13 protein-coding genes, 2 tRNA genes and 1 pseudogene are annotated in these 20,044 nt (G+C 68.8%); 13 read left to right on the top strand and 3 right to left on the bottom strand.

Features of this window, described 5'->3' with window-relative positions; all coding sequences use genetic code 11:
- Positions 1-70 precede the first annotated feature (70 nt).
- From MRBLWS13_RS10070 to MRBLWS13_RS10050, 5 genes are all read left to right on the top strand, one after another.
- Positions 71-1,075 carry a LacI family DNA-binding transcriptional regulator gene (locus MRBLWS13_RS10070; RefSeq protein ID WP_349428908.1) on the top strand — a complete coding sequence of 335 codons (1,005 nt, stop codon included), beginning with the start codon at positions 71-73 and terminating at the stop codon, positions 1,073-1,075.
- A 408-nt stretch (positions 1,076-1,483) separates the two neighbouring features.
- The gene (locus MRBLWS13_RS10065; protein WP_349428907.1) at positions 1,484-3,157 is read left to right on the top strand and encodes a glycoside hydrolase family 13 protein; all 1,674 of its coding nucleotides are present in this window, start codon (positions 1,484-1,486) and stop codon (positions 3,155-3,157) included.
- 108 nt (positions 3,158-3,265) lie between these two features.
- The gene (locus MRBLWS13_RS10060; RefSeq protein WP_349428906.1) at positions 3,266-4,633 is read left to right on the top strand and encodes an extracellular solute-binding protein; all 1,368 of its coding nucleotides are present in this window, start codon (positions 3,266-3,268) and stop codon (positions 4,631-4,633) included.
- Between the two features lie 61 nt (positions 4,634-4,694).
- Positions 4,695-5,681 (top strand): sugar ABC transporter permease, encoded by a 987-nt coding sequence (locus MRBLWS13_RS10055; protein ID WP_349428905.1) that lies wholly within the window; start codon positions 4,695-4,697, stop codon positions 5,679-5,681.
- Positions 5,678-6,604, top strand: a complete 927-nt coding sequence (locus MRBLWS13_RS10050; protein WP_349428904.1) for a carbohydrate ABC transporter permease — start codon at positions 5,678-5,680, stop codon at positions 6,602-6,604. Before MRBLWS13_RS10055 ends, MRBLWS13_RS10050 begins: the two co-directional genes overlap by 4 nt.
- A 7-nt stretch (positions 6,605-6,611) precedes the next feature.
- Here the strand turns inward: MRBLWS13_RS10050 and MRBLWS13_RS10045 are convergent, their stop codons facing one another.
- Complete coding sequence (locus MRBLWS13_RS10045) at positions 6,612-7,982, bottom strand: diacylglycerol kinase family protein (RefSeq protein ID WP_349428903.1); 1,371 nt, start codon at positions 7,980-7,982, stop codon at positions 6,612-6,614.
- Positions 7,983-8,113: 131 nt separating this feature from the next.
- Here MRBLWS13_RS10045 and serS point away from each other — a divergent pair, with 131 nt between their 5' ends.
- The 5 genes from serS (at position 8,114) to MRBLWS13_RS10020 (ending at position 13,268) form a co-directional block, all read left to right on the top strand.
- Positions 8,114-9,379, top strand: a complete 1,266-nt coding sequence (gene serS, locus MRBLWS13_RS10040; RefSeq protein ID WP_349428902.1) for a serine--tRNA ligase — start codon at positions 8,114-8,116, stop codon at positions 9,377-9,379.
- Entirely contained in the window at positions 9,376-10,284 is a 909-nt protein-coding gene (locus tag MRBLWS13_RS10035) for an HAD family hydrolase (protein ID WP_349428901.1), read from the top strand. Before serS ends, MRBLWS13_RS10035 begins: the two co-directional genes overlap by 4 nt.
- Before the next feature lie 240 nt (positions 10,285-10,524).
- Positions 10,525-10,609, top strand: a tRNA-Ser gene (locus tag MRBLWS13_RS10030).
- A gap of 56 nt (positions 10,610-10,665) precedes the next feature.
- Entirely contained in the window at positions 10,666-11,946 is a 1,281-nt protein-coding gene (locus MRBLWS13_RS10025; protein WP_349428900.1) for an LCP family protein, read from the top strand.
- Positions 11,947-12,041: 95 nt separating this feature from the next.
- Positions 12,042-13,268, top strand: coding sequence for an LCP family protein (locus tag MRBLWS13_RS10020; protein ID WP_349428899.1), 1,227 nt, complete (start codon positions 12,042-12,044; stop codon positions 13,266-13,268).
- Between the two features lie 92 nt (positions 13,269-13,360).
- Here the strand turns inward: MRBLWS13_RS10020 and MRBLWS13_RS10015 are convergent, their stop codons facing one another.
- Positions 13,361-14,053 carry a DUF2278 family protein gene (locus MRBLWS13_RS10015; RefSeq protein ID WP_349428898.1) on the bottom strand — a complete coding sequence of 231 codons (693 nt, stop codon included), beginning with the start codon at positions 14,051-14,053 and terminating at the stop codon, positions 13,361-13,363.
- 151 nt (positions 14,054-14,204) lie between these two features.
- On the opposite strand from MRBLWS13_RS10015, the gene MRBLWS13_RS10010 reads away from it, so the two are divergent.
- Positions 14,205-14,293: transfer RNA gene (locus MRBLWS13_RS10010), tRNA-Ser, on the top strand.
- A 120-nt stretch (positions 14,294-14,413) separates the two neighbouring features.
- Here MRBLWS13_RS10010 and MRBLWS13_RS10005 read toward each other — a convergent pair.
- Positions 14,414-15,546 (bottom strand): annotated as a pseudogene (locus MRBLWS13_RS10005) (IS481 family transposase).
- Positions 15,547-16,157: 611 nt separating this feature from the next.
- Between MRBLWS13_RS10005 and MRBLWS13_RS10000 the strand changes: the two are divergent.
- Both MRBLWS13_RS10000 and MRBLWS13_RS09995 read left to right on the top strand, forming a co-directional pair.
- A complete protein-coding gene (locus tag MRBLWS13_RS10000; protein WP_349428897.1) occupies positions 16,158-17,525 on the top strand; it encodes a 3' terminal RNA ribose 2'-O-methyltransferase Hen1 in 1,368 nt (455 codons plus the stop codon).
- Complete coding sequence (locus MRBLWS13_RS09995; protein ID WP_349428896.1) at positions 17,522-20,041, top strand: polynucleotide kinase-phosphatase; 2,520 nt, start codon at positions 17,522-17,524, stop codon at positions 20,039-20,041. The genes MRBLWS13_RS10000 and MRBLWS13_RS09995 overlap by 4 nt, the downstream gene beginning before the upstream one ends.
- Positions 20,042-20,044: the final 3 nt, after the last annotated feature.

Raw genomic sequence — 20,044 nt, 5'->3', positions numbered from 1 at the left:
CGACGACGATGGGTATGCGTCGCTTGCACCCACTTGCGCGATCCTGCAAGTTCTTGCGTACACTGAGCGCATGTCGAAGCGTCTCGCCGAAGTGGCGCGCAAGGTCGGGGTCAGCGAAGCCACCGTCAGCCGGGTGCTCAACGACAAGCCAGGGGTATCGGAAGCCACGCGCCAGGCCGTGCTCACCGCGCTCGACGTGCTCGGGTACGAGCGGCCAACCAAGCTCCGCGGCGAGCGGGCGCGACTCGTCGGGCTCGTGCTTCCCGAGCTGCAGAACCCGATCTTCCCGGCCCTCGCCGAGATCATCGGCGGCGGACTGACGCAGAACGGCTACACGCCGCTGCTGTGCACACAGAACGCCGGCGGCATCACCGAGTCCGACTACGTCGACCTGCTGCTGCAGCAGCAGGTGTCGGGCGTCATCTTCCTCGGTGGCAACTACAGCCAGGCGGATGCTGCGCACGAGCACTACGAGCGGCTCCGGCAGGTGCACCTGCCGACCGTGCTGGTGAACGCGCGCATCGACGCCCTAGACTTCGCCACCGTCTCGACCGACGACGGGGCGGCCGCGGAGCAGGCAATCCAGCACCTGCATCAGCTCGGCCACCGTCGCATCGGCCTGCTCCTGGGGCCGCTCGACCACATCCCCTCGCAGCGCAAGCTCGCCGCCGCGCGGCCGCTGCTGGAGCGCCTGGGCTCTCCGCTCGAGGACTCCCTCGTGGTGCGCGGCCTCTACTCGCTGGAGTCGGGCCAGGCCGGGGCCACCCGTCTGTTCGCAGCCGGGGCGACCGCCATCGTGTGCGCCAGTGACCCGCTCGCGCTCGGCGCCGTGCGCGCGGCGCGTCGGCATGGCCTGCGCGTGCCGGAGGACGTCAGCGTCGTGGGGTTCGACGACTCCTTCCTCATGAGCTGCACAGAGCCGCCGCTGACGACCGTGCGGCAGCCGATCGAGTCGATGGGGCGCACCGTCATCGAGCTGCTGCTGTCGCAGATCGCGGGTACGACGGAGCCCGGCGATGAGCTGCTCTTCGAGCCGGAGCTCGTGCTGCGGGCCTCGACCGGACCCGCCGCCTGACCGCTGACGCCTGACCGCCGCTTTCGGTAACACCCCGGTCGTTGAGCGGAGGGCGTTCCGGCGCCCGAAGACGAAACGCCTCCAGCCTCGCTGCGACGCCGCGTCCGGGGCGTTTCGTCTCGCTCGTTCCTCGCTCGCTCAACGACCGGCGTCGAGCCGCCTCGCGCGGCGCACGCGTCAGCGGAGCGGGATCGTCCGGAGAACGCGCGGGCTCGGGACTGGCGGGCGCCGCCGGCGAAGCCGACGCCGCGGGTAAGCGCGCCGGAGGACGATCCCGCGCAGCGGGTTTCCGTCCCGTCAGCCGATGCGCAAACGCAATCTTGCATAATTCTGTCGAAGACTTGCAAAGTAATTGTCCTGCGAATACATTCGTCGTATCGAGTCCTTCCATCGACGACGAGGAGTCACGTGGACACCGAGGTCCTCACCCGCGGCGAACGAGCCGTTCCCGCGAGCGACAACCCGCTGTGGTGGCGGTCGGCCGTCATCTACCAGGTCTACGTCCGCAGCTTCGCGGACGGGAACGGGGACGGCACGGGGGATCTCGCGGGGGTGCGCGCCCGTCTCGGCTACCTGAAGGACCTCGGCGTCGACGCCCTCTGGTTCAACCCCTGGTACCCGAGCCCGCTGGCCGACGGCGGCTACGACGTGCAGGACTACCGCGACATCGACCCCCGGTTCGGCACGCTCGAGGAGGCGGAGCTGCTGATCCAGGAGGCGCTGGCCCTCGGCATCCGCACGATCATCGACGTGGTGCCGAACCACCTCTCGGATCAGCACCCGTGGTTCCAGGCGGCGCTCGTCGCGGGTCCGGGCAGTCCCGAGCGCGAGCGCTTCTGGTTCCACCCGGGCGGTGGCCACGACGGCGACGAGATGCCGACGGACTGGGTCTCGAGCTTCCAGGGCGAGACGTGGACGCGCACGACGAACTCCGACGGCACGCCGGGGGAGTGGTATCTGCACCTCTTCACGCCGGAGCAGCCCGACCTGAACTGGAACCACCCCGACGTCCGTCGCGAGCACGAAGACATCCTCCGGTTCTGGTTCGACCGCGGCGTCGCGGGTGTGCGCATCGACTCCGCCGCGCTGCCGGTCAAGGACCCCGCGCTGCCGCACATCGGCGACGCCGTCCACGCGCCGGGCGAGCATCCGCACGTCGACCGCGACGAACTGCACGACATCTATCGGGGCTGGCGAGCCGTGGCCGACGAGTACGACGGCACGCGCGTGCTCGTCGGCGAAGTGTGGCTAGACGACGCGGAGCGCTTCGCACGCTACCTGCGGCCCGATGAGATGCACACGGCGTTCAACTTCGACTTCATGACGCAGCCGTGGAGCGCCGCGGCGCTGCGGGGCTCGATCCAGCGGACTCTCGCGGAGCACGAGCCGGTCGGCGCACCCGCCACCTGGGTCCTCTCGAACCATGACGTCACGCGTCCCGTCACGCGATACGGCCGCGCCGACTCCGCGTTCGCGTTCGCCCGCAAGCGGTTCGGCACACCCACGGACATCGCGCGGGGCACGCGTCGGGCACGTGCGGCGGCGCTGCTGACGGCGGCGCTGCCGGGAAGCCTCTACATCTACCAGGGCGATGAGCTGGGCCTCCCCGAGGCGGAGCTGCCGACGTCGGTCATCCAGGACCCCATGCACTTCCGTTCGGGAGGCGTCGATCCTGGGCGGGATGGATGCCGGGTCCCCCTGCCGTGGTCTGGGACCCGGCCGCCCTACGGCTTCGGGACGGCAGCCGGCGCCGAGACCTGGCTTCCGCAGCCCCTGGACTGGGCGCCCTTCGCCGCGGACTCCCAGCAGCGCGACCCGGGGTCGATGCTGTCGCTGTACCGCGAGGCCCTGCGTCTGCGGCGTGAGACCGGGGACCTGCACGGCGAGGACCTGGCGTGGCTCGAGCTCGGCGCGGACGTGCTCGCCTTCCGCCGTGGCGAGCGGACCGTATCGATGACCAACCTCTGCCCCGTCGCCGTGCCCCTTCCCGCTCACCGCGCGGTGCTGCTCTCCAGCGGACAGCCGACGGATGAGCGGGGAGGCATGCTTCCCCCTGACTCCACGGTGTGGCTCGCACTGTGAGCCCCCGAACCTGACACCCGGAGGCGGCCGCTGCGTCAGCTCCACAACCCGCTCGAACCCCGCACCACACACCACAGCACGACACAGCAGAAACGAAAGGACCCGACAATGACGTCCACGATCCGGCGCGCCGCCATCGGCGCGCTCGCACTCACCTCCACGGCGGCCCTGCTCGCCGGTTGCGCCAGCCCCGGGGGTGATGACGCAGACGGCGTCACCATCACGGTCGCGATCGACGCCGGGCTCGAGCAGGAGGCCCGTGACAACTTCGACGCGCGTGTCGAGGCGTTCGAGAAGGACAACCCCGACATCGCGGTCGAGACTCAGGAGTACACCTGGACGGCGCCCACCTTCACCACCGACCTCGCCGGCGGTACGCTGCCCGACGTCTTCACGATCCCGTTCACCGACGGCCGGGGACTCATCGCCAACGAGCAGATCGCCGATGTGTCGGAGCTCGTCGCGGAACTTCCGTATGCGGATCGCTTCAACCCCAACGTCGCGCAGGCGGGGCAGGCCGACGACGGCACCCAGTGGGCGATCCCGATCGCCGCGTACGGCCAGGGACTGCACTACAACCGCACCCTGTTCGAGGCGGCCGGCCTCGACCCCGATGCTCCTCCGGCCACGTGGGATGAGGTGCGAGAAGCGGCCAAGGCGATCTCGGAGGCGACCGGCCAGGCCGGGTACGCGACGATGACCTCGGGCAACACCGGCGGGTGGATCCTGACCACGCTGGTGAACGCGTTCGGGGGAGGCACCGAGGACGCGGACGCGACGGCGCCCACGCTCGACTCCGACCCCGCGGTCGCCGAGGCGCTGGAGTACCTCCACGAGCTGCGCTGGGCCGACAACTCGATGGGGTCGAACTTCCTCTACGACTGGGGCACCATCAACCAGGACTTCGCCGCCGGACGCATCGGCATGTACGTGTCGGGAGGGGGCAACTACGGGAACCTGGTGACGCAGAACGAGCTGAATCCCGACGACTACGGGCTGACGGTGCTGCCGCTCGAAGGCGACGACCCGGGCCTCCTCGGCGGCGGCACCCTGGCCGCCGTCAGCCCGAAGGCCGACGAGGCGGAGCAGGCTGCCGCGGTCGAGTGGATCGACTTCTACTACCTCGCCAAGCTCGCCGACGAGGACACCGTGGTCGAGACCGCCGAGCTCGCGGACTCGCTCGGCCAGCCGGTCGGCGCTCCGGAGCTGCCGATCTTCGACGCCACCCAGTACGAGGAGTACCAGTCGTGGATCGCGCCCTCGGTGAACGTGCCGGTCGAGCAGATGGCGCCCTACACCGACGCGATCTTCGACCAGCCGCTCGTCCCCGAACCGCGGGTGGCGACGCAGGACGTCTACGCTCTCCTCGACACGGTCGTCCAGTCCGTGCTCACCGACGAGAACGCCGACATCGCCGCGCTCCTCGCTGACGCGCAGTCGCAGGCCGACGCGCTGTACGCCAAGGCCGGCTCGTAATCCCCGTGTCCTCCCGGGGCGGCTCGCCCCGGGAGGACGTCGACCTGGAACAGGACCTGCCATGACGCAGCTGACGCCGACGACGGCGCCGCCGCCCGTCGCCGAGACCCCCGACACCATCGACCGTGCCGTGAGCGCGGCGCCACGCCGACGCCGCGGTGTCCGCGGGTGGGTGCGCGGCGACGGCCCGCACACCCTCGTCTTCCTCGTGCCGCTCCTGATCAGCTTCGTGTTCTTCTCGTGGAAGCCGATCGTGGATGCCGCGGTCATGGCGTTCCAGCACACGAACCTGATCTCCGCGCCCGAATGGGTCGGACTCGAGAACTTCGCGACGGTGCTGAACGACCCGCTGCTGGGGACCGCCGTCCTCAACACGCTGTGGTTCGCGGTGCTCGCGCTGCTCCTCGGCTACCCGATCCCGCTCGTGGTCGCGGTCCTGATGAGCGAGGTCCGCCGGGGGCGCGGCCTCTACAGCGCTCTGGCGTACCTGCCCGTGATCGTCCCGCCCGTCGTCGGCGCGCTCCTGTGGAAGTTCTTCTACGACGCGTCGCCCAACGGTGTATTCAACACGATCATCGGCTGGTTCGGACTCGCTCCGCTGCCGTGGCTGCAGGACCCCGCCACCGCGATGCCCTCCATCGTGCTGTTCGCCACCTGGTCGGCGGCCGGCGGCACGGTGATCATCTACCTCGCCGCGCTCATCGGCGTCGCCCCAGAGCTCTACGACGCGGCCGAGGTCGACGGCGCCGGAGTGTGGCGCAAGGTGTGGCACGTCACCGTGCCTCAGCTGCGCGGCGTGCTGCTGGTCACCTTCATCCTCCAGATCATCGGGACGGCGCAGGTGTTCCTCGAGCCCTTCCTGCTGACCGCCGGCGGTCCGGCGAACTCGACCATGACGGTGCTGATGCTCATCTACAAGTACGCGTTCCAGAACAGTCTGGGCGGCGATTACGGTGCCGCGACGGCGCTCAGTACCATGCTCGCCGTGGTGCTCGCGATCTTCTCCGCGGTCTACTTCCGCCTCACCAAGAGCTGGAGCACGTCGTGAGCCGGGTCGACGCCGCCGTCGCGCGCCGCCGTCCGCGCGAAGACGACGCCGATCGCGGCATCCTCTCGTCCGCCGATTGGCGCCGCGGGCGCGTCCGCGCGACGACGCGCGTCACTCACGCGGTGCTGCTGGTGTCGCTCGTCGTCGTGGGACTCGGACCGATCCTGTGGCTGGCGAAGTCGGCTGTCACGCCGACGCAGGACACGCTGCGCCAGCCGCTCGCGCTCTGGCCCAACGGCATGGACTGGGCGAACCTCGTCGAGGCCTGGAATCGCGTCGAGATCGACAAGTACTTCGGCAATACGGTGATCATCGCGCTGGGCGTCTGGCTGGTGCAGATACTCGTGGCGACCACGGCCGGCTACGCGCTGTCGGTGCTGCGTCCGCGGTACGGCAAGGTCGTCGTGGGGGCGGTCCTGGCCACGCTGTTCGTGCCGAGCATCGTGCTGCTCGTCCCGCTGTACCTGACGATCGTGCAGCCGCCGCTGCTCGGCCAGTCGCTCATCAACACGTTCTGGGCGGTGTGGCTTCCCGCGGGCGCGAACGCGTTCAACGTGCTGCTCGTCATGCGGTTCTTCGATTCGCTCCCCCGCGAGGTCTTCGAGGCGGCGCGCATGGACGGCGCGGGCCCCTACCGCCTGTTCTGGTCGGTGGTTCTTCCGATGTCGCGGCCGATCCTCGGGGTCGTCTCGGTCTTCGCGGTCATCGCCGCATGGAAGGACTTCCTCTGGCCGATGCTCGTCCTCAAGGACCCGGCATTGCAGCCGCTGTCCGTGCGGCTGCCGCAGCTGCAGCAGTTCATCGAGCTCGACGTCTTCCTCGCCGCGCTCGCGATCTCGACCGTGATCCCGATCCTGCTCTTCCTGCTGTTCCAGCGGGTGTTCCTCAACAGCGCCGGCATGGGCGGCGCCGTGAAGGGCTGAGCTCCCGTCAGAGACCGTCGGTGTCGTGGCCCTTGGGCACCACGACCAGGAGTGCGGCGGGGGCGACGCGGGTCTTCACCGAGAGGGCCTCGCCGAACTCGTCGCCGTCGAGCTGCACGGGCCGCGGCTCGTGTGTCGCCAGCTCGATCCCCGCGCCGCGGGAGTAGATCACGGCGTTGTCCTTGGTGCGCAGCGACAGCACGCGGCGGCCGGTGCGGAAGCGACGGAGGAAGCTGTTGTCCCACGCCACGCGGCGCCAGACGAACAGCCAGCCGAACGGCCCCTTGGGCTGGAAGATGACGATGTCGAGCGCGCCGTCGGCGATGGAGGCCTCGGGGATGAGGTCGAGTCCCGCGGGGAGCCTCCCGCAGTTCGCGAACAGCACGCTCTGCACGCGCGAGGAGTGCAGCCGGTGTCCGGGCAGCTCGTAGACGACGCGGAACGGCTTCGCGTACGGCAGCGCGCGCGCCGCCCCGTCAACGTATGCCACCCAGCCGACGGTCTTCTTCAGCTGCGGGTTGGTGTTGGCGATCATCGCGGCATCCAGGCCGATGCCGCCCATCACCACGAAGGCGTGCTCGGCGGTCGTCCCGTCGGGACGGCTCAGCTCGGTCCAGCCGACGTCCATGGCGAGCCTGTCGCCATCGAAGACGGCGCGCACCATCGCATCCGGCTCCGTCAGCGGCAGCCGCAGATTGCGGGCGAGCAGGTTGCCGGTGCCGCTGGGCACGATCGCGAGAGGAACGCCGCTGCCGCTCATCGCCTCCGACACGGCGCGCACGGTGCCGTCGCCGCCGGCCACGAGGACGGTGTCGACGCCCTCGTCGAGTGCCTGACGGGTCACGTCGTCGCCGAGGTCGTCGACCGTGGTCTCGTAGAACAGGGGCCCGGCCCACCCGGCGTCCGCCGAGAGCCGGGTGACGGTCTCGCGCAGGGTGTCGGCATCGACCTTGATCGGGTTGTAGACGAGGGCTGCCTTGGGTGAGGGGCGCTCACCCGCAGTCTCCAAGGGACGCGTCCGTCCCGCCGGATCGACGCGGCGCGCGTAGCCGGTCTCGCCGTCGGCCGTGTCGGCCTCGACGTCGTCGGGCTCGCGGATCACGTCGTCGGGCTTCGCAGCCTCGGCCGGGTCGGGTGCGTCGGCCTCGGGCGGCCCGGCAGGCGGGGCCGCGTCGGCGGTCGGGATCGTCTCCTCGATCTCCACCTCGGCGAGGTCGAGCTCGGCGGTGCTGGGACCGTCGGCGTAGATCGCATCGGCCGGGTGCGGGATGAGGTCGTCCTCGGGTCGTGCGTCGTCGGGTCGTGTGTCGTCAGGTCGTGCGTCGTCGGGCCGTGCGTCGTCGGGTCGTGCGTCGTCGCTCGATCCAGATGCCGCCATGTGGTCCAGAGTAGGACGCGAAACGCCCGTCGGGGGCATCCGAGGTCAAGGGGCGCGCCAGGGAGTCTCGGCCGTGGGTCGACGGCCGAGGCCACACGTGCCTGCGCGGAGGCCGTGACTAAGCTTGCAGGGTGATCGATCCCGTGCTGCTTCGCGACAATCCCGAGCTGGTCAAGCGCTCGCAGGAGGCGCGGGGCGAGTCGCCCGACACCGTTGACGTCGCCGTCGAGGCCGATCGGGCCCGACGTGCCGCGATCACGACGTTCGAAGAGCTCCGCGCCGCGCAGAACGCTCACGGCAAGAGAGTCGCGCAAGCCCCCAAAGAGGAGAAGGCGGCGCTCGTCGCCGAGGCCAAGCAGCTGAGCGAGCAGGTGAAGCAGGCCCAGCACGCGGTCACCGCCGCCGAGGAGGCATCCGCCGAGGCTTTCTCCGCCCTCGAGAACATCGTCATCGAGGGCGTGCCGTCCGGCGGCGAGGACGACTTCGTCACGCTGCGCACCCACGGCGAGGTTCCCGCCTTCGGCTTCGAGCCCCGCGACCACCTCGAGATCGGCGAGCGGCTCGGCGCGATCGACATGGAGCGCGGCACCAAGGTGTCGGGCAGCCGGTTCTACTTCCTCACCGGCATCGGCGCGCGCCTCGAGATCGCGCTGATGAACCTGGGGCTCGACCGCGCGCTGCAAGCGGGCTTCACGCCCATCATCCCGCCGACGCTGGTGCGCCCCGAGGTCATGCGCGGCACCGGGTTCCTCGGCAAGCACGCCGCCGAGGTCTACCACCTCGACGACGAGGACCTCTATCTCGTCGGCACCAGCGAGGTGCCGCTCGCCGGCTACCACATGGACGAGATCCTCGACCTCTCGCGCGGACCCAAGCGCTACGCCGGCTGGTCGACCTGCTACCGCAGCGAAGCCGGGTCGTACGGCAAGGACACCCGCGGCATCATCCGCGTGCACCAGTTCAACAAGCTCGAGATGTTCGTCTACACCACCCCTGAAGAGGCGGAGGCCGAGCACCTGCGCCTCGTCGAGCTGCAGGAGCGCATGCTGCAAGACCTGGGCCTGTCGTACCGCGTGATCGACGTGGCCGCGGGCGACCTCGGTTCGAGCGCCGCCCGCAAGTACGACGTCGAGGCCTGGGTGCCTACGCAGAACGCCTATCGTGAGCTCACCTCGACGTCGAACTGCACGACCTACCAGGCGCGTCGGCTCGACATCCGCTACCGGCCCGAAGGTGGCAAGACGCAGCCGGTCGCGACGCTCAACGGCACGCTCGCGACAACCCGCTGGATCGTTGCGATTCTCGAGACGCATCAGCGCGAGGACGGCTCGGTCACCGTGCCGGAGGTGCTGCGACCGTTCCTCGGCGGACTCGAGGTCATGGAGCCGATCGCGTGACCGACGCGCATCTGCCCGCGACCGGGTCGATCAAGGTCGTCGCGCCGAAGAAGGCCGCGAAGCTCGTCGAGCGGGTCGCGCGCGACACCGAGAATCCCGCCGTCGCGACGGAGCAGCTCCTCATCGCACTCGACATCGACGGCACCGTGCTACTCGAGGACGAGTCGCTGAGTCCGGGGGTCGTCGACGCCGTCGAGCACGCGCACCGCGCGGGCCACGAGGTGATGGTCGCCACCGGCCGCAGCTGGGAGGGTACCCGCGGCATCCTGCGCGTGCTGGGCATCGCCCCCGAGTTCGTCGTGTGCTCCAACGGCGCCGTCGTCCTCAAGCGCGTCGAGGCCGACGAGCTGCGGTACGACCGCTGGCACATCGAGACCTTCGACCCGAGCGCCGTTCTCGAGCAGCTGCGCGAGCACCTGCCCGACGCGCGCTACCTCGTCGAGCTGCCCGACGGCCGTCGGCTGTACACGGAGTACCTCGAGGACTGGAATCTCACGAACGCGCGTCGAGTGCCGTTCGAAGAGCTCGGCGCGCAGCCCGTGTGCCGCATCGTCGTCGTGTCGCCCGAAAAGCGCGAGAAGGACTTCGTCGACCTGGTGGCCCGCATCGGACTCCACCACGTCTCGTACGCCGTCGGCTGGACCGCATGGCTCGACATCGCGCCCAAGGGCGTCGACAAGAGCACCGGCCTCGAGCTGGTGCGCACCGAGCTCGGCATCGACCCGGCGCACGTCCTCGTGATGGGCGACGGCCGCAACGACGTCGGCATGTTCCGCTGGGCGCTCGACAACGGCGGGCGTGCCGTCGCGATGGCGCAGGGCCCGCAGGAAGTGCGGGATGCCGCAGGCGAGACCACGTCCTCGGTCCACGAGGGCGGCGTCGCCGCCGTGCTGCGCCTCCTCTGACCCCGCCACCCGGTCGTTGAGCGAGCGAGGAACGAGCGAGACGAAACGCCCCGAACCCGGCGCCTGACCGTGGTTCGAGGCGTTTCGTCTCGCTTCGCTCGCTCAATGACCGGACCAACTCGGGAAAGCGTGCGTCCTTCAGAGGATTGCCAGGCGCCGTTGGAAGAATGGGCCGACAGTGCTGTCGGCTAGACTCGACGCCTGTTCGACGGATGCCGCCCTCCGGGGTGGCTTCGGTCGGGAGGGTTGTCCGAGCGGCCGATGGACCTGGTCTTGAAAACCAGTGGGCAGCAATGTCCCGTGGGTTCGAATCCCACACCCTCCGCAGAAACGATGTGCCGGGGGCGACCGTGAGACCGCAGCATCCTTGAGAGGAACCGAGTGAGCTCGACGCACAAGCCCACGAGGCGTGGCCGCCGTACGGTGGCCCGTCATGGTGAGCTGTCGTCTCCGGGCCCGTTCGGCTTCGTCGCGAAGCTCATCGGCATCGTCGCCGCCGTGGTGCTGGTCTCGGGCGTCGGGGTCGCGGCATATGCCGTCACCGACATCACCACCAGCTTCACCGCGGATGCCGTCGAGCTCGAGGGCCAGGGATCCGTCCCGCCCGACATCGGAGCGATCGAGGGCGGCGTCGACATCCTGCTCGTCGGCACCGACGAATGCGAAGAGGAGTACGCATACCTCTTCGGTGACCGTTGCACAGGCGCGGACGCCGGCGGGCAGCTCAACGACGTCAACATGCTCGTGCACATCTCCGACAACCCGCGCCGGGTGACGGTGGTGTCGTTCCCGCGCGACCTGATGATCCCGATCCCGTCCTGCACGCGCGAAGACGGCTCGACCACGTCGGCGACCTCCAAGACGCAGATCAACGAGGCGTGGGGTTACGGCGGCCTGTCGTGCACCGCGAAGACGATCAGCGACCTGAGTGGTCAGAACATCCCGTTCGCCGCCAAGGTGAGCTTCGGCAACGTCATCAACATCACCGACGCGATCGGCGGCGTCGACGTCTGCATCGGCAACGGCGGCATCAAGGACAAGTACACCGCCATCAACTGGCCGGCGGGGCCGCGCACGATCCAGGGCGTCGAGGCGCTGCAGTTCCTTCGCACCCGCCACGGCCTGGAGAACGGCAGCGACCTGGCGCGCATCAGCAACCAGCAGCAGTACATGTCGAGTCTCGCCCGCAAGCTCGTCAGCAGCGAGGTGCTCTCCGACCCGGCGACGCTGTACAAGCTGGCCACCACAGCGGTCGACAACATCACGCCGAGCGAGTCGCTGACCAACCCGATGACGCTGATGCAGATCGCGCTCGCGATCAAGGACGTGCCGTTCGAAGACATCGTGTTCGTCCAGTACCCCGTGCTGACGGACCCCGCCGACGCCAACCGCGTGGTGCCCGACTACGACTCGGCCGATCAGCTGTGGGCGGCGCTCGCGGCGAACGAGTCGATCGAGGTCACGCACGACCAGGATCTCACCGGAGGAGTGATCGTGGCCGACCCGCAGCCCACTGAGCCGACCACCGACCCTGCGCCGACCACGGACCCGACCGCCGCGCCTGCGCCGAGCGAGACCCCCGTGGCGCTTCCCGACAACATCCCGGGTCAGAACGCGGCGCAGCAGACCTGCTCGGCCGGCAACGTCAGGGCCAACGGCTGATGGCGGCGTCGAAGCGGCCCTCGCGAGAGGGCCGGGCGCCCCTCGCGCGCCACGGTGCCCTGAAGTCCCGGCATCCGTTCGTCACACTCTTCGCCATGCTGGGCGTCGTGCTCGGCGTCTTCGGCGTGAGCGCTGCCAGCATCGCCGCGTACAACGTGTGGGACGCGACGCAGACGGTGGCCGCCAACGCCGTCGTTCTCGACGAGGGCGGGGTCCTGCCGCCGTCCCTGGGTGCGATCGAGGGCGGCGTCAACATCCTCATGGCCGGCACCGACTCGTGCGAGGGCGACAACGCGAAGCTGTCGTCCGCCTGCCAGCGCGGCGACACCGAGGGTGAGCGCAACGACGTCACCATGCTCGTGCGCATCTCGGACGAGCCCCGTCGCGTGACGGTCGTCTCGTTCCCGCGCGACATGCTCGTGCCGATCCCGTCCTGCCCCACGGAGGACGGCAGCGGCAGCTACTCGGCGATGTCGTCGCAAATGATGAACGCGTCGTACCAGTACGGTGGGCTCGCCTGCACCGTGCTCACGGTCGAATCGCTCATCGAGGACGAGATCGACTTCGCAGCGGCGATCCGCTGGACCGGCGTCATCAACATGTCCGATGCCATCGGCGGCGTGGACGTGTGCGTGGCCGACGACATCAGCGACTCGCACACCGGGCTCAGCCTCACCGCAGGCAACCACACGCTCCAGGGCGTCCAGGCGCTGCAGTTCCTGCGCATCCGCCACGGCATCGGCGACGGCTCGGACCTGGGCCGCATCTCGAACCAGCAGCAGTTCATGTCGTCGATGGTGCGCAAGCTGCAGTCCGGCGCCGTGCTGTCGAACCCCGCGACGCTGCTGAACCTCGCGTCGACCGCGATCAACCAGGTGCAGCAGAAGCAGCTGGTGCTGAGCTCCGGTCTCACCAACCCCACGCTCATGGTGCAGATCGCGATGGCGGTCAAGGACGTGCCGTACGAGGACATCGTGTTCGTGCAGTACCCGACGCGGTATTCGTCCGGCGACGGCGCGAGCCGGGTCATGCCGGTGAAGGATGCCGCGAAGGTGCTGTTCGACGCGCTCAAGGCCAACCAGCCGCTGACGCTCACCGGCGACGCCAGCCAGGGCTATGGCGTCGAGGTGACCGGTGAGGCCGTGAAGCCGGAGGTGGCGCCGACGCCCGCCGCGACGGCAGAGGCGGGGGAGACCCCGGCCACCGGTGAGACACCCGCGACGGCGGAGACGCCCGTGCCCGAGCAGCGGGTCGAGCTGCCCTCCGACATCGCGGGGCAGACCGCCGCGCAGACGACGTGCACGCAGAAGGAAGGCCGGTAGCCGGGCCGCGGTCCGCGCCGGCGCGGTCGGCTGATATGCCGTCCCGCGCGGTCGGCTGATACGCGTCCCGCGCACGGTAGGGCGACGCCGACTCAGGCGGGGTGTCCCTCGCTATCGGTGTGATCGCACTGGGTGGAGAACTTCGAGACGAAGACGAGCCAACTGCCGTCGGCCTGCAGCGTCGCGACACCGCCGTCCTGCCAGATCCCGTTCTCGGGCCACCACTGCGAGCCGGCGGGGTCGCCCTGGTTCTGGTGGACGTTGTGCATGCCCTGCACCGAGGCCGGTGCCGCGTTCTCGGGGAACGGCTCGCCCCACACCAGGGTGAGCGCGCCGATGCACAGCGTCGCCTCCAGCGCCTCCGACGCCTGCAGGTGATCGCCCGAGCGCCAGGGTCGGAGCACTGGGATCCAGAACCACGATCGCTCGGCGGGTACGGCATCCCTCGCGCGGAACAGCCGCTGCAGGAGCCGTCGGATGCCGATTACGCGCAGGGCCGGACGCCTGATCACGTCGATCGCCCCGGTCGTCGGCGCGGAGACGAGCCGGGTGAACGCCGGTGGCGGAAGCGTCGGCCATCCGAGCTTGGCGCTGGTCGTACGGACGGTCTTCCACTGCACGCCGGTTGCCGATTTGCTGCTGTCGACATCGACCGCGACCTTGAACTCGCGCGCTCCGCTGCGAACGCTGAGGTTGACGTGCCACCAGCGCCCGAACTCGTCGGGGTCGTCCCGCGCGTGCGACGTGAGGGTCCCACTGAGGACTCCGTACTGTGTGAACGGCATACCCGGAGGAGCGGTGCGCTCGTGTGGCTGATACGACGAAGGCGTTTCCGGTCGGGGGCGGCGTCGCGGCGACCGCGCCGGCGGGTGCAAGAAGCGGCGCTCGTCTCGGTTATGATTGCTGGGTGCATCCGCGCTTCGCGGCCGGATGCCTGGAGACGTCGCATAGTCAGGCCTAGTGCACCACCCTGCTAAGGTGGAGTCCTCGTAAGGGGACCGAGGGTTCAAATCCCTCCGTCTCCGCTCTTTGTCCTGAGTCGCGACATCGTTTACGAACCAGTCGCGACTCAGGACTTTTTTGTGGGTTCGTGGGGTTGACGGTGACGCTTGCTCGGTGAGTCGGGTCATCGTTGACGGCGCGTCTCATGGCTTCCGGGGTTGGTAGTCCCGGGTCGGGTCGATGGTGTGCTCGGCGATGATTTCGCCGGTGTTCGCGTTGCTGGTGACGATGTCGCGGTCGTGGATCAGCATGAGCACGGGTGTGCCGGTGTGGGCTTTGCCGATGCCGAGGTGTCGGAGTTTGCCGGCGTAGCGGATGGTGACTTTGCCGTGCGTGTCGACCTTGTCGGTGCGGGAGCGCCATTCTGTGGTCCGCGGACCGGTGGGGGTGGCTTTCGGGAGTGCGGTGTAGGCCTCGAGGGGTGTTCGGCGGCCGACGGATCGGTGTGGGCGTTTCGTGTTGTACCAGTTCTGGAACTCGGTCAGCAGCTGCTGGAGGTCGTCGATCGTGGCGGGCAGCGGTCGGGCGGCGAGGAAGCGTTTCAGGGTCTGGTGGAATCTCTCGATCTTCCCTTGGGTTTGCGGGTGTCCGGGGCGGCCGTTCTTCTGGGTGATGCCGTGCGCGGCGATGAGTTTCTCGAACCCGCCGCGGGCGCCCTTGTGGCGTGCGAGGCGGGTGGTGAACACGAGCCCGTTGTCGGTGAGGGTGGACATCGGCGGTCCGTATCGGCTGATCAGCTCGGTCATCGCGTGACGACCATGGGCCCGGTGAACGCGGGCGCGGCGCGGATGTCGAGGAGGAGCCGGGAGTGGTCGTCGAGGAAGTCGAGGATCTCGACCCGGGTGCCGGAGGCGAGGAGCCAGTGGGTGATGTCGGCTTGCCAGCACTCGTTGGGCAGATCAGCTTGGAAGCGGATGTAGGAGCTGCGGGGGCGCTTCTCGGGTGCCGGGGTGATCAGGGCTTCGGCGTGCAGGATGCGGCGGATCGTGGCCGTCGAGGGCACCCGGAAGCCCGCCTGCTCAAGGTGCCAGGCGATGGTGGCAGGGCCGGCGTCCGCGCCTTGAGCGACCAGCTCCCGGCGCAACTGGACGATCCGCTCGCGGATCACCGGCGTGGCCTCGGGACGGGTCTGCGGAGCCCGCGAACGCGGTGCGACACCGTCGGGTCCTTCGGCGTCGTAACGGCGGACGAGTGTATGGACCCATTGTCGGGTCACGCCGAATCGGGCAGCGGCCTCGGCATGGGAGAGACCTTGTTCACGGACGGCACGGACGATGACGAGGTTCTTCGGTTTCACGCCCCATCGTGTCCGCGGTCCCCGTCAGCGATGTCGCGACTCACCGGTCAACGATCACGGGCCCCGCGGTGTCAACGATGTCGCGACTCAGCCGTCAACGATCACGAGCGAGATCCGCGCGATCAGCTGTCAACGATGTCTGAAACCCGACACCACCGTCACCGCCATTTTGGGCCAGATCGACGTCCTTCTCGGACGGTCTCGATCTGGCCCATTCCTTTTGGATCCGTCTCGTTCCGTCTCGGATGTGGGCACGGGTGTGGTCAGGGGTTTTCCCGAGCAGGCGAGACCGTTCAGAGAGATCTTGTCGGGCGGGAACGAGACCGACTCAGACGGCTCGAGAGGGAACGAGATGGTCGGTCGGGTCGTCGTCGAGGATGCCGTGCCCACACTTTGCCCACAGAACCTCGCATGGTATTTGCCCCCACGGTAGGTGGAGTCAGCAGAGTCTCGAACTTCCGGACTACGGAAGTTCCGCGCCCGGATGTCGGAGCTCGCTTTCGTGCCGCGCCGCTTCTGGCCTACGTCGGGGAGGTCAACGCGGTTGCGCCGCATAGAGTTGTGCGGATGCGATCACGCGGGAGGTGACGATGCTGATCACGGTGACCTATGAGCCGGAGCATGGCTCTGGGGTAGACGCCACGGCACTCGGATTCTTGCTGCACAAGCATCCGGCGAAGGTGCAGACCTTCTCCGCGCCCGTTGGAGACATCCATGTCTTCTACCCCGAGGCGACAGCCGAGCGGTGCACGATTGTGGTGCTGCTCGAAGTCGATCCGGTGGGACTCGTCCGCAGCAAGCGGTTCCGGGGCGATGCGGGTGCGCTCGGGCACTATGTCAACGAGCGCCCGTATGTGCCGTCGAGTATGGTCGCCGTCGCCCTGGGAACCGTGTTCCGCACCGCGATGACCGGACGCAGCGACACCTACCCGGGCCTGGCGGCTTCCCGGCTCCCGCTCCGCATCGAGATCCCGGCCGTCTCCACGCGGGGTGGTGAGGACGATCTCGTCCGGAGGGTGTTCGAGCCCTGCGGGTGGACCGTTACCGAGAATCGCGTTCCGCTGGATCCGGCATTCCCGGAGTGGGGAGACTCACGCTACAGCGCCGTCACGCTGACGGGGATGGTCCGGCTCGCGGAGGCGCTGCGTCAGCTGTACGTACTGCTCCCGGTCCTCGACGATGCGAAGCACTACTGGGTCGGCGACGACGAGATCGCAAAGCTCGAACGCGCCGGCGAGGGCTGGCTGGCAGAGCATCCCGAACGTGACCTGATCACGCGTCGCTACCTCGTTCACCAGCGGTCGCTCCTTGCTCAGGCGGGCGAGGACGTCTCCGCACCGGGAGAGACGCCGCTGCGAGTGCTGCGTGCTGACGCCGTGCTGGCTGCGCTGCAGGATGCCGGGGCGCATCGCGTCATCGATATGGGATGCGGGCCAGGCGCGCTACTGTCGCGGCTCGCGAAGGACCGGTCTTTCACGAGGATCGTGGGCGTCGACGTGTCGGCGCGGTCGCTTGACCAGGCAGCGCGAGTGCTGCGCCTGGATGCAGCATCCGACGCTGACCGCGACCGCATCGACCTCGTCCATGGGTCCGTCGTCTACCGTGACGATCGCCTGCGAGGGTACGACGCGATGATCCTCATGGAAGTCATCGAGCACGTCGATCCGTCTCGCCTCGCGGCTTTGCAGGATGCCGTCTTCGCTGGCGCGGCTCCGGCCTCGGTGATCGTGACGACGCCGAACGCGGACTACAACTCGCTGTATCCGACGCTCGCAAGCGGTGACTTCCGTCATAGCGATCACCGGTTCGAGTGGTCCCGCAACCAGTTCCGTGCGTGGGCGAACGACGTCGCCTCGCGGTACGGGTATGGCGTTGAGTTCCGTCCGGTGGGTGTGGAGGATGCTGCGCTCGGTGCCCCAACGCAGCTCGCCCTGTTCCGGCGGGAGGCGGCAGCATGAGCGTGCTCGACATCCCCTCCCTCTCGCTGGTCGTACTGGTCGGGGCCTCCGGCTCCGGCAAGTCCACCTTCGCCCGCGAACACTTCGGGCCGTACGAGACCCTCTCGAGCGACAACTTCCGGGGGCTTGTCGCGAACGACGAAGCCGACCAATCCGCGACAGCGGCTGCGTTCGACGCGCTCCAGTTCGTCGCCGGCAAACGCCTGGACGCCGGCCTGCTGACGGTGGTCGACGCCACGAGTGTGCAGCCGGATGCGCGCCGCAAGCTCGTCGAGCTCGCAAAGGCGCACGACGTTCTCCCGGTCGCGATCGTGTTCGACGTGCCCGAGTCTGTCAGCATCGGTCGTAACGCTGAACGCACCGATCGTGCCATTCCCGCAGGGGTGGTGCGACGGCAGAGCGACCAGCTGCGTCGCGGACTGCGCCACCTCACGAAGGAAGGATTCCGAAAAGTCCACATCCTCCGGAGCCCTGATGATGTGGCAGCCGCTTCGATCGAGCGCACTCGGCTCCTCAACGACCGCAGCGACGAGCACGGCCCCTTCGACGTGATCGGCGACGTGCACGGATGCCGCAGCGAGCTCGAGTCCCTCCTGACCCGCCTCGGCTACGACATCCGCCGCGACGACGAGGGCCGTGCAACCGACGCCCACCACCCTGAGGGGCGTCGCGTCGTCTTCCTCGGTGACCTGGTTGACCGAGGCCCCGACGTCGTGGGCGTGCTCCGACTGGCGATGGGCATGGTCGCATCGGGGAACGCGCTCGCCGTCCCGGGCAACCACGAGGCCAAGCTCGTGCGGGCGCTGCGCGGCGCACAGGTGACGGTGTCGCACGGACTCGAGGAGACGCTCGCGCAGCTCGCGGGGGAGACAGCAGAGTTCCGCGATCAGGTCGCGGCCTTCTGCTACGACCTCGTCTCGCACCTCGTGCTCGATGACGGAAAGCTCGTCGTCGCGCACGCAGGGCTTAAGGAGCAGTACCACGGGCGCGCCTCAGGGCGCGTGCGCGCGTTCGCGCTCTACGGCGAGACCACGGGCGAAACCGACGAATTCGGGCTGCCCGTGCGCTACCCCTGGGCCCAGGACTACCGCGGCAAGGCCATCGTTCTCTACGGCCACACGCCGGTGCCGACCGTGGAGTGGGTCAACAACACCGCATGCCTCGACACCGGCTGCGTGTTCGGTGGAGCGCTGTCCGCGATGCGCTACCCGGAGCAGGAGGTCGTCGCGGTGCCGGCCGAGCGCGTCTGGTACGAGCCGATCCGCCCGCTAGCGGATGACGCACCGCAGCGTGAGCCAGGCGTGCTGAACCTGGGCGACGTGCAGGGCAAGCTGATCATCGAAACCAGCCTGCACGGTCTCGTCGGCATCAAGGAAGAACAGTCGGCCGGTGGGCTCGAGACAATGAGCCGCTGGGCGACCGACCCTCGCTGGCTCATCTACCTGCCGCCCACGATGTCCCCGCCGAACACCTCGGCGCGCTCGGACTACCTGGAGCATCCGGACGAGGCGTTCTCCTATTTCCGCGACCACGGCGTCACCGACGTGATCTGCGAAGAGAAGCACATGGGATCCCGCGCAGTCGCGCTGGTAGCACGCAACCCGCAACGCTTCAACGCGCCCGAGGGATGGCGCGGACTGGTGCACACACGCACCGGTCGGCCGTTCCTCGAGCCCGCAGCCGAGACGGACTTCCTGAACCGACTGGACGACGCGCTCGATGAGGCCGGCATTTGGGCTGAGCTCGGCTCGGACTGGATCCTGCTGGACGGAGAGGTGCTGCCGTGGTCGCTCAAGACAAGTGAGCTCATCCGGGATCTCTACGCATCAGTCGGCGCTGCGGGTGTCGCAGCGACGTCCGCAGCTTCATCAGTGCTCGCCCAGGCTGCGGCATCCGGCATCGACGTATCGGAGCTCACCGAACGAGTTCACGCACGCGTCGAGAACGTCGAACGGTTCCGCGATGCGTATCGTCGCTACGTCGGCGCACCAGAAGACGTGCGGTTCGCGCCGTTCCAGGTGCTTGCCGCAGGCGACGCCACCTTCGAGACAGACGACCACGGCTGGCACCTCGCGATTGCCGACCGACTCGCGAGTGCCGCGCCGGACCTTGTCTCGACCACCCAGCGACTGCGTGTGGACTTGAGGGACGCGGCATCCGTCGAGGCTGCCGTCGCCTGGTGGGAGAGCCTCACCGGCGACGGCGGCGAAGGCATGGTCGTCAAGCCCTTCGCCAACCTCACCCGCACCGGCAAAGGCCTGGTGCAGCCGGGTATCAAGGTCCGCGGACGGGAGTACCTGCGGATCATCTACGGACCCGACTACACCGATGAGGCGAACCTCGCGCGGCTCCAAGACCGCGACACGGGCCACAAGCGATCCCTCGCCGCCCGAGAGTACGCGCTCGGCCTTGAGGCGCTTCACCGGTTCACGAGCGGCGAGCCGCTGTGGCACGTTCACGAGGCCGTGTTCGGGGTGCTCGCGCTCGAGTCCGATCCGATCGACCCGCGACTCTAGGAC

The sequence above is a fragment of the Microbacterium sp. LWS13-1.2 genome, assembly GCF_040144835.1.
Classification (GTDB): domain Bacteria; phylum Actinomycetota; class Actinomycetes; order Actinomycetales; family Microbacteriaceae; genus Microbacterium.
This window is presented reverse-complemented; position numbering and strand designations above follow the sequence as displayed.

What these genes read in the sequence shown, in the direction of transcription:
- MRBLWS13_RS10015 (WP_349428898.1), bottom strand. Translation starts at nt 14,053, where the DNA reads ATGCCGTTCACACAGTACGGAGTCCTCAGTGGGACCCTCACGTCGCAC.
- MRBLWS13_RS09995 (WP_349428896.1), top strand. Translation starts at nt 17,522, where the DNA reads ATGAGCGTGCTCGACATCCCCTCCCTCTCGCTGGTCGTACTGGTCGGG.
- MRBLWS13_RS10020 (WP_349428899.1), top strand. Translation starts at nt 12,042, where the DNA reads ATGCTGGGCGTCGTGCTCGGCGTCTTCGGCGTGAGCGCTGCCAGCATC.
- MRBLWS13_RS10060 (WP_349428906.1), top strand. Translation starts at nt 3,266, where the DNA reads ATGACGTCCACGATCCGGCGCGCCGCCATCGGCGCGCTCGCACTCACC.
- MRBLWS13_RS10070 (WP_349428908.1), top strand. Translation starts at nt 71, where the DNA reads ATGTCGAAGCGTCTCGCCGAAGTGGCGCGCAAGGTCGGGGTCAGCGAA.
- MRBLWS13_RS10000 (WP_349428897.1), top strand. Translation starts at nt 16,158, where the DNA reads ATGCTGATCACGGTGACCTATGAGCCGGAGCATGGCTCTGGGGTAGAC.
- MRBLWS13_RS10055 (WP_349428905.1), top strand. Translation starts at nt 4,695, where the DNA reads ATGACGCAGCTGACGCCGACGACGGCGCCGCCGCCCGTCGCCGAGACC.
- MRBLWS13_RS10045 (WP_349428903.1), bottom strand. Translation starts at nt 7,982, where the DNA reads ATGGCGGCATCTGGATCGAGCGACGACGCACGACCCGACGACGCACGG.